The organism is Streptomyces sp. O3, assembly GCF_054788135.1.
In genome coordinates, this window is the sequence record NZ_JBTVYK010000028.1 from 79,147 (window position 1) to 87,498 (window position 8,352).

Below are 8,352 nucleotides of genomic sequence, written 5' to 3' on the forward strand. Positions count from 1 at the left end.
GCCGGAGTTATGTCGAACAGGTTTCTGTTTCACCGACGTCGGGAAGGAACGGGCCGTCGTCACGCCCATGGGGGACGGGCGCCGTCGGAGAGGAGCCTAGAGTGGCGGAGCAGCGGAACAGCGCGGTCGGCCTCGAAGACGACGCCGGACGGCCTCCCCTCCCGCCCGAACTCCCGGATATTGACCTGCGGACACTGCGTGCCATGGACGACGCGGGGCTCGCGGCGGCGGTCGAGGAGGTCTTGGAGCGCGCCGGGCAGCTCGCCGAAGTGTGGTACTCCACCAGCTCCGGAGGCGGCCGTTAGGGTCCGTATCGGAGCGCCGTCACCCGGCGGGACCGGGGCGACCGAGCGGCGTTTTCCGGTCAGATGCGCGGGACGTCCGGGGACCGGGGCGCGAACACGATGAGGGGGGTGCCGTACTCCTCCGACGCGCTCGCCCACCTGGCCAGCACCCAGCCCGCGCCAGCCAGCGCCATGACACTGCGTGCCGGAATCCGCGCCCGGCGGCTGCTCCTCCTGAAGGCCCTGCTCACCCGTGTGGACGGTCGGCGTGCGGCGCTGGACGCGGCGGTCCGGCAGCGCTTCGACCGCGACTGGCTGCTCCTTGAGCAGGTGGAGCGCGGCCACCGGGCCGCCGTCCGCGAGGTCCTCGACTACCCGCTGACCGGCGCGTGGCTCGGCGAGGCGCTCAAGTCACCCGAAGGCCCCGCCTTTGAACATCAGCTCGCCCACTTCAGCGGCATCGTCCTGGCCGCTACGGTCCGCGCGGGCCGCCAGCTGAGCACTACCGTGCACGTCACGGGAGGCGTCCTGATGCTGCCCGGCCTCGGCGCCCTGCGCGGCGAGGCGGGCACGGCCAGACTCGCCATCGGCTCCGGCCGGGTACGGATCGCCGACGGCGGGCACGACTGGTCCGGGCTGCGGACGCTGCCGGGCGGCACCGCCGTACTCGACGACCTGGACCCCTATCGGACACCGCCGGGCGGAGTGGGTTCGCCGCGCCGCCCCGCCGCCGAGCGGGCGGACTGCCGACACCGGGCCTGGGCCCGGCGCTGGCGCGGCGCACAGCGGCTGCTCGCCGCGACCGACCGCGGACGCGCCGCGGAGATCCCGTCCCTGCTGGGCGCCGTGGTGCCGATGACGCCCGGCGGCCGGGACGATCCCCGAGGGGGCGGGACCGGGACCGTGGTCAGCGCGACGATGCGCGCCGCGCCGGGCGCCGTGCTGACCTCCCTGCCCGCCGGGGCGCAGGAGATGGCGGAAGTCCTGGTGCACGAGGCGCACCACACCAAGATGACCGTGCTCCATGAGCTGGTCCCGCTGTGGGGCCGTGGCCGGGGCGCGTACCACCGGGTCGGGTGGCGGCCCGACCCGCGCCCCGTCCCCGCGATACTCCAGGGCGCGTACGCGCATCTGGCCCTGACCGACCTGTGGTGGCGCGCGTGCGGTGCGCGGGACGCCCCGAGGTCCTGGCGGCGGCGGTCGGCGGACCAGTTCGAGACGCATCGGGAGCAGGTCGGAGAAGCCTTGTCCATACTGCTGGAATCCGATGAACTGACCGCTGCCGGACGAGAGTTCGTCCGCGGGATGCGAAATCATCACGCGAGTCTCGGCGTGGCGAACCGGCCCGTTGGGTGACACTGTGGCGACGATCTGTAGCGTTGTGTAGGCGCGGGTGCGATAGGGAGACGTTCGATGGCGGAACAGCGGCGTTCGGGCGGGGGCAGCGCGGCGGACCGTGGCCCGGCGGCGGAATCCGAGACCTTCCTGGTGGTCTTTCCGGGATATCACCGGTCGTGGGCCGCCTGGATCGCGCAATGTCTGGAGAACAACGGCCACCAGGCCGTCCTCCAGCGCTGGGACCCGCAGCGCGAGGTGCCGCTGGAGGAGTCCCTGAGCGATCTGCTGCTCTCGCGGGGCCGGGTGCTGCTGGTCCTCAACGACTGGTTCTTCGAGCTCGGCCCGCGGCCCGCGGGCGAATGGAACGACGTCCTGCGCGGCTTCGTCGCGGCCCACGCGGAGCGCTTCGCCGCGGTGAACCTCACCAACCGGCCGCTGCTGCCCGCCACGGCGGTCCTGGAACCGGCCAGCCTGTGGAGCCTGAGCGAGGAGGCCGCCGAGGAGCGGCTGCTCGGCAGGCTCGGCCTGGGCGGCCCCCGCCCCGTCGGGCGCCGCGCCGCCGTGGCGCGCGGCGCCCGCTACCCGGAGACCCGCCCCGAGATCTGGGGCGAGGTACCGCGCCGCAACCAGCGGTTCACCGGTCGCGACGACCTGCTGACCGAGCTGAACCAGCGCCTGACGGACGCCGACCCCGGCGCCGCCGTCTGCACCCTGCTCGGCATGTCCGGCATCGGCAAGACCCAGCTCGCCGCCGAGTACGCGCACCGCTTCAGCCCCGACTACGACCTGGTCTGGTGGGTCAACTCCGATGACCGGAACATCCAGCGGGACCGCTTCGGCGAACTCGCCGTGCACCTGGGACTGCGCAGCGGCAGCGAGCCGGGCGAACGCATCCGCGCGGTGCGCGAGGCACTTCGGCGGGGCGAGCCGCACTCCCGCTGGCTGGTGATCTTCGACGGCTGGGACGACCTCGACAGCGCGAACGTTCTGCTGCCCCAGGGGGCGGGGCATGTCCTGGTCACCTCCCGCAACCGAGGCTGGGCCGAGAGCACCGACGTACTCGACGTCCCCAGCTTCGCCCGCTCGGAGTCCACCGGCTATCTGATGCGCCGGGCGCCCCAGGTCACCGCGGAGCAGGCCGACGAGGTGGCCGCCGAGTTCGGGGATGTGCCCCTGCCGCTCGTACAGGCCGCCTCCTGGCTGGGCGAATCCAGGATGGAGGCGTCCGAGTACCTGCGGATGGTGCGGGACCGCCAGCTCACCTTCGTCGACGAACCCGCCACGACCGAAGGCTTCCCGCGCTCTTCTCTCACCTCCTGGTCGATACTGATCAACCGGCTCCGCCGCGAGCAGCCACAGGCCATCGAAGTGCTGAGCCTGTGCACGTCGTTCGCGCCGGGGCGGATCCCGCTCGGCCTGATCCGGGCGTTCCCCCAGGCCGAGCTGCCCTCCGGGCTGCGCTGGATGAGCACGGATCTGCCCGCGTGGACCCGAGCCCTGGACACCCTCGTCAACTACTCGGTGCTCACCCGTGAGACCCGCGGCCCCGCCAACGCCGAAATGGGGCCGCACCAGGAGTCGGTGCACATGCACCGGCTCGTCCACGACATCGTCTCCAGGCTGGTGAGCGAGGACAGTCCGGCGGCGCACCGCAGGGCCGTCCGCCGGGTGCTCGCGGAGGCCGATCCCGGCAACCCGATGGACAGCAGGCACTGGCCCAGGTACGCGGAGCTGCTGCCGCACCTGGAGCCGTCGGGTGCGCTGGGCAGCACCGACTCCCGGACCCAGCAGGCCGTGCTGAACTGCCTGCGCTACTGCTTCCGCAGCGGGGAGTACCGGGCCGGACTGCGGCTGGCCGAGCAGATCCGCGAGCACTGGGGCGCGTTCATGCCGCCGCTGGCGCAGCCCCTGCTGGATCTCACCACCCAGCAGGGCAACATCCTGTGGGCCAGCGGCAGGTTCCGCGAGGCGTACGAGCTGCATCGCACCGTCCGGGACCGGCTCAGCGCGGCCGACGAACCCAACGAAGTCGGCGTGCTGTACATGAGCAGCGGCATGGCCACCAGTCTGCGCCTCCTGGGCCGGTACACGGAGTCCCACGAACTCCAGCGGCACGTACTCGAAAACGCCCAGCGGGTCCTCGGACCGGACGAGTTCTTCACCCTGAACGCCCGCCACAACCTCGGCGTCGACCTGCGGCTGAGGGGACGCTACGCGGAGGCGTACGAACTCGACACGGAGACCGTGGCGCGGCACGAGACCGTGCTGCGCCCCCGGCACATCAACACCCTGCTCTCGGGCACCGCCTGCGTGCACGACCTGCGGCTGCTCGGCCGCTATCGCGACGCCCTGGCCCGCCTGGAGCCCCTCCTGCGCCTGCATGTCCAGGTACTGGGACCCCAGCACCCGCAGACCCTGGGCGCACGCGCCCACCTGGCACGCTGCAAGCGCCGCGAGGGCTCGGCGTCCCAGGAGCTCGGCCCGCTGTTCGCCAGCCTCGTCGAGCAGCTGGAGCTGGTGCACGGCCGTACCCACTACCTCACGCTCGCCTCGATCGCGGACTACGGCAACTACCTGCGCGAGCACGGCGATCTGAGCCACGCCAAAGACCTGATCGCCGAGGCCGCGGCCGGATACGGGGACCTGCTCGGCCCCGCGCACCCCGTCGCCACGGGAATGATCTCCAACACCGCGCTGGTGATGCAGGCCTCCGGCGAACGGGCCGAGGCGCTGACGCTGTTCGAGTCCGGCCTCGCGGGCCTGACGGCGACACTCGGCCCCGACCACCCGTGGGTCCTGGGCTGCGCCCTCAACACCACAGGCGCGCGTAACTTCACCGGCAGGATCGCGGACGCGGCGGAACTCAGCCGGGACACCCTGCGGCGCGCCCGCCAGACGCTGGGCGGCGAGCATCCGCTGGCCCTGTCCTGCCAGGTGGCACTGGCCGGGGACCTGCGGGCGGTCCGGGAAAACGAGGAGGCGGGCAAGCTGGAGGAGGACGCCCTGCTGGCGCTGACCCGGACACTGGGCGCACAGCACCCGCACACCCTCTCCGCCCGCCAGCGGACCCGCCCGTACTGGGACTTCGACCCCTACCTGGGCTAGGCCCCGCCGGTCCGGGCCCCGCCGGGGAACGCCGAAGGGACCGGCCGCCCTCCTGGGCGCCGGTCCCTTCGACCGGGTACGGCCGCACAGCCGTACCGGAACCAACCGCGGGGCTTACGCCTCGAACACCTCGCGGACCAGCTGCTCCTGCTCCGCCTGGTGGCGCTTGGCGGAGCCGACCGCCGGGGACGAGCCGTGCGGGCGCGAGATGCGGCGCAGGCGCTCGCCGTGCGGCACATCGGCGCCGACGGCCAGGTCCAGGTGGTCGATCAGGTTGAGCGCGATGAACGGCCAGGCGCCCTGGTTCGCCGGCTCCTCCTGCACCCACAGGTACTTCGCCGCGTTCGGGTACTTGGAGATCTCCGCCTGGAGCTCGGCGCCCGGCAGCGGGTACAGCCGCTCGATGCGGATGATCGCCGTGTCCGTCGCGCCGCGCTTCTTCCGCTCGGCCTCCAGGTCGTAGTAGACCTTGCCCGCGCAGAAGACGACCTTGCGGACCTCGGCCGGGTCGGCCGCGGCGTCGCCGATGACCGGACGGAAGCCGCCCGTGGTGAACTCCTCCGCCTTGGAGGCCGCCGCCTTCAGTCGCAGCATCGACTTCGGCGTGAAGACGACCAGCGGCTTGTGGTGCGGGTTGTGCACCTGCCAGCGCAGCAGGTGGAAGTAGTTCGACGGGAGGGTCGGCATGGCGACCGTCATGTTGTTCTGCGCGCACATCTGGAGGAACCGCTCGGGACGCGCGGACGAGTGGTCCGGGCCCTGGCCCTCGTAGCCGTGCGGCAGCAGCAGCGTGACGCCGGAGGTCTGGCCCCACTTCTGCTCGGCCGACGAGATGAACTCGTCCACGACGGTCTGCGCGCCGTTGACGAAGTCGCCGAACTGCGCCTCCCACAGCACCAGCGCCTCGGAGCGGGCCAGCGAGTAGCCGTACTCGAAGCCCATGCAGGCGTACTCGGAGAGCAGCGAGTCATAGACGTTGTAGCGGGCCTGGTCGTCCGACAGGTACTGCAGCGGGGTGTAGTCCTCGCCGGTCTCCTGGTCGACGAGGACCGCGTGCCGCTGGCCGAAGGTGCCGCGGCGGCTGTCCTGCCCGGACAGCCGGACCGGGACGCCCTCCATCAGCAGCGAGCCGATGGCGAGGGTCTCGCCCATGCCCCAGTCGATCGTGCCGTCCTCCACCGACGACGCGCGGCGCGTCATCTGCGGCATCAGGCGCGGGTGGACCTTGATCCGGTCGGGGATGTTGACCTGCGACTCGGCGATCCGCTTGACGACTTCCTGGGAGACCGCGGTGGGCGCGTCCTCGGGGAAACCGGCCTGCGGGTCGACGGCCACGTGCTCGCCCGGCTGGGTGGCGGCCTCACGGACCTCCGTGAAGACCTTCTCCAGCTGGCCCTGGTAGTCCTGCAGGGCCTGCTCGGCCTCTTCCAGGGTGATGTCGCCGCGGCCGATCAGCGACTCGGTGTAGAGCTTGCGCACCGAGCGCTTCTTGTCGACGAGCGCGTACATCTGCGGGTTGGTGAACTGCGGGTTGTCGCCCTCGTTGTGACCGCGGCGGCGGTAGCAGATGAGGTCGATCACCACGTCCTTGTTGAACGCCTGGCGGAACTCGAAGGCCAGCCGTGCCACGCGGACGCAGGCCTCCGGGTCGTCGCCGTTCACATGGATGATCGGCGCCTCGATCATGCGGGCCACGTCGGTGGCGTACATGGACGAACGCGAGGACTCCGGGGCGGCGGTGAAGCCGACCTGGTTGTTGATCACCACATGGACGGTGCCGCCGGTGCGGTAGCCGCGCAGCTGCGACATGTTGAGCGTCTCGGCCACCACGCCCTGGCCCGCGAAGGCCGCGTCGCCGTGCAGCGCGACCGGCAGGACCGTGAAGTCCGTGCCGCCCTTGTTGACGATGTCCTGCTTGGCGCGGGTGACGCCCTCCAGGACCGGGTCGACCGCCTCCAGGTGCGAGGGGTTGGCGACCAGCGAGACCTTGATCTGCTCGCCGTCCAGGCCGGTGAACGTGCCTTCGGCGCCCAGGTGGTACTTGACGTCGCCGGAGCCGTGCATCGACTTCGGGTCGAGGTTGCCCTCGAACTCGCGGAAGATCTGGGCGTACGACTTGCCGACGATGTTCGCCAGGACGTTCAGGCGGCCGCGGTGGGCCATGCCGATGACGACCTCGTCAAGGCGCGCCTCGGCCGCCGAGTCGATGACCGCGTCGAGCAGCGGGATGACGGACTCGCCGCCCTCCAGCGAGAAGCGCTTCTGGCCGACGTACTTGGTCTGCAGGAACGTCTCGAAGGCTTCCGCGGCGTTCAGGCGGCGCAGGATGCGCAGCTGCTCCTCGCGCTCCGGCTTGCTGGTGGTGCGCTCCACCCGGTCCTGCAGCCACTTGCGCTGCCTGGGGTCCTGGATGTGCATGAACTCGATGCCGGTGGTGCGGCAGTACGACTCGCGCAGCACGCCGAGGATGTCGCGCAGCTTCATCATCGACTTGCCCGCGAAACCGCCGACCGCGAACTCGCGCTCCAGGTCCCACAGGGTGAGCCCGTGCTCGGTGATGTCCAGGTCGGGGTGCTTGCGCTGGCGGTACTCGAGCGGGTCCGTGTCGGCCATGATGTGGCCGCGCTGGCGGTAGGAGTGGATCAGCTCGAAGACGCGGGCGGGCTTGGTGACGTCGTCGTCGTGGCTGGCGTCGATGTCCTTGAGCCAGCGGACCGGCTCGTAGGGGATGCGCAGCGACTTGAAGATCTCGTCGTAGAAGCCGTCCTCGCCGAGCAGGAGGTTGGAGACGATCCGCAGGAACTCGCCGGACGCGGCGCCCTGGATGACGCGGTGGTCGTAGGTCGACGTGAGCGTCATGACCTTGGAGATGCCCAGCTTGTTCAGGGTGTCCTGGGAGGTGCCCTGGAACTCGGCCGGGTAGTCCATCGAGCCGACGCCCATGATGACGGACTGACCGGGCATCAGGCGGGGCACCGAGTGGACGGTGCCGAGGCCGCCGGGGTTGGTCAGCGAGCAGGTGACGCCGGTGAAGTCGTCCATGCCGAGCTTGCCGTTGCGGGCGCGGCGGACGATGTCCTCGTAGGCCTGCCAGAACTCGAAGAAGTTCAGGGTCTCGGCCTTCTTGATGCCCGCGACGACGAGCTGGCGGTCGCCGTTGGCCTTCACCAGGTCGATCGCCAGACCGAAGTTGACGTGCTCCGGCTTGACCAGGGTGGGCTTGCCGTCCTTCTCCTGGTAGGAGTAGTTCATCGACGGCATGGCCTTGATGGCCTGCACCATCGCGTACCCGATGAGGTGGGTGAAGGAGATCTTCCCGCCGCGGGCGCGCTTGAGGTGGTTGTTGATGACGATGCGGTTGTCGAACAGCAGCTTCACCGGGACCGCGCGGACGGACGTGGCCGTCGGCACCTCCAGGGACGCGTTCATGTTCTTCGCGACGGCGGCGGACGGGCCGCGCAGGGGGACGTAGTCGGGGCCCGCGGGGGCCTCCTTGGGCGCCTCGGCCTTGGCGGCGGGCTGCGCGGGGGCGGGCTTCGCGGCGGGCGCGGCCTGGGCCGCGGGCTTCGCCGGGGCGGCGGCCGCCGGAGGGGTCTGCTTCCCAGCGGCGGGCGCGGCCGGTGCG

The 8,352-nt window shown here is 71.3% G+C and carries 4 protein-coding genes; 3 read left to right on the forward strand and 1 reads right to left on the reverse strand.

All coding sequences use genetic code 11. The annotated features are described in order from the left end of the window. The first annotated feature begins 101 nt into the window (after positions 1 to 101). The 3 genes from ACX6XY_RS16380 (at position 102) to fxsT (ending at position 4,727) form a co-directional block, all read left to right on the forward strand. Positions 102 to 305: a hypothetical protein gene (locus tag ACX6XY_RS16380; RefSeq protein WP_460330972.1), complete on the forward strand. Its 204-nt coding sequence runs from the start codon at positions 102 to 104 to the stop codon at positions 303 to 305. 108 nt (positions 306 to 413) lie between these two features. Continuing rightward, positions 414 to 1,640, forward strand: a complete 1,227-nt coding sequence (locus tag ACX6XY_RS16385; RefSeq protein ID WP_460330974.1) for an aKG-HExxH-type peptide beta-hydroxylase — start codon at positions 414 to 416, stop codon at positions 1,638 to 1,640. 57 nt (positions 1,641 to 1,697) lie between these two features. Next, on the forward strand, positions 1,698 to 4,727 hold the full coding sequence (fxsT, locus tag ACX6XY_RS16390; RefSeq protein WP_460330976.1) for an FxSxx-COOH system tetratricopeptide repeat protein: 3,030 nt from the start codon (positions 1,698 to 1,700) through the stop codon (positions 4,725 to 4,727). Between the two features lie 114 nt (positions 4,728 to 4,841). On the opposite strand, the gene ACX6XY_RS16395 is transcribed toward fxsT, so the two are convergent. Next, positions 4,842 to 8,352, reverse strand: a 3,511-nt coding sequence (locus ACX6XY_RS16395) for a multifunctional oxoglutarate decarboxylase/oxoglutarate dehydrogenase thiamine pyrophosphate-binding subunit/dihydrolipoyllysine-residue succinyltransferase subunit (RefSeq protein ID WP_460330979.1), incomplete at its 5' end; no start/stop codon positions are given.